The 1576-nt window shown below is 64.1% G+C and carries 2 protein-coding genes; one reads left to right on the top strand and one right to left on the bottom strand.

Annotated elements, in window-relative coordinates:
- The coding region (gene nadC / locus V6M61_RS12930) for a carboxylating nicotinate-nucleotide diphosphorylase (protein ID WP_332776985.1) at positions 1–773 on the bottom strand (773 nt) is incomplete at its 3' end.
- 516 nt (positions 774–1289) lie between these two features.
- On the opposite strand from nadC, the gene V6M61_RS12925 reads away from it, so the two are divergent.
- Positions 1290–1576, top strand: a 287-nt coding sequence (locus tag V6M61_RS12925; RefSeq protein WP_332776984.1) for a DUF1631 family protein, incomplete at its 3' end; no start/stop codon positions are given.

The following is a 1576-nucleotide window of genomic DNA, read 5'->3' as shown; positions in this document are numbered from 1 at the left end:
CCGGTCTCGGCGATCGTGCGCAGGGTGCTCTCGTTGATCCCGCCGGAGGCTTCCAGCTTGGCGCGGCCCTGGTTGAGGGCGACGGCGCGGCGCATGTCGTCCAGCGACAGTTCGTCGAGCATGACGATGTCGGCGCCGGCGTCGAGGGCTTCGCGCAGTTCTTCCAGGCTTTCCACTTCGACTTCCACCGGTTTGCCGGGGGCGATGGCGTGGGCGGCTTGTACGGTTGCCGCGATGCCGCCGCAGGCGGCGATGTGGTTTTCCTTGATCAGGAAGGCGTCGTACAGGCCGATGCGGTGGTTGTGGCAGCCGCCGCAGGTGACCGCGTATTTCTGCGCCAGGCGCAGGCCGGGCAGGGTCTTGCGGGTGTCGAGCAGTTTCACCGCGGTGCCCTGCACCAGGTCGGCATAGTGCTGGCAGCGGGTCGCCACGGCGGAAAGGGTCTGCAGGAAGTTCAGGGCGCTGCGTTCGCCGCTGAGCAGGGCGCGCGCCGGGCCTTCCAGGTGGAACAGGGCCTGGTTGGGCGCGACGCGCTGGCCATCGCGGACTTGCCAGTGCACCGCCACGCGCGGGTCGAGTCGGCGAAATACCGCGTCGACCCAGGCGGTGCCGCAGATCACCGCGGCTTCGCGGGTGATCACGGTGGCGTGGGCCAGGCGTTCGGCGGGGATCAGTTGGGCGGTGATGTCGCCGCTGCCAATGTCCTCGGCCAGGGCGCGGCGCACGTTGGCCTCGATTTCGGCGGTCAGGTCGGCGAGGGTGAGATTGGGCATGACGGGCTCCACGGTCTGGGTCGGGCGATTATAGGGATAGCCGGCGGCCGATGCAGCGGGATTGACTGGTGTTTATCGGATGAACGGTTGCTAAGGCCCGTGCTCGTCCAGGCGGCGTGCCTGTTACGGATGGGCCGTGGGCCGTGCCATCCTTGTCGGCGGGTGTCCGTGGCGGCGCTGGCTGCCGGATAGCCAGGGGCTATGCTAATCAGTGGCAGGCCTCGCTGGCGGAGGGGTTGATAGGTATTGCGCCGCTCCCCTGGGTGAGGGTCATATGCAGTGGTTTTCGACGGCAGTGGTCGAATGTCGTGTGGGTAGCCGTTGGGAGGCTGGTGCGTTGCATCTGTGACTTGGGTCATGTCTGAAAGAAAAGTCAGCTTGGTATGTGCGGGCACATCCCTATAATGGCTTTACTTTTATAAATATTGGCGCCAGGGTTTTGACGTTACGGATGACGCTCAGTTGATCGCTGTGCAGATCGGTCGCCCAAGAGGGGCAGTCTGCAGGAGACTCGCAATGAAGACTGATGCGAAAGTGGTGCACCTGAGCAAGGTGGCCTCCGAGCAGTCTCACACTTCGCCGGTAGGAAGGCTGCCCGTGGCGCTCATCCAAGTGCGTGACAAAGCTGCGCAACAGCTCAAGCAGGCCCTGCAGGCGCTGTTCGACAATGCCGACGATACCCTGTTCGAGATGGCCGACCGCGCCACCAGCAATCCCGAGCAGAATACCTTCTTCGAAGCCATGCGCGATTTGCGCCTGAAGCGCAAGAGTATCGAGCGTGGCTTCCTGCAAAAAGTCTTCGA

Source organism: Polaromonas sp., assembly GCF_036676035.1.
Lineage (GTDB): Bacteria > Pseudomonadota > Gammaproteobacteria > Burkholderiales > Burkholderiaceae_C > Polaromonas.
Note: the sequence above shows the minus strand (reverse complement) of the source record. Positions and strands in the feature narration are given on the sequence as shown.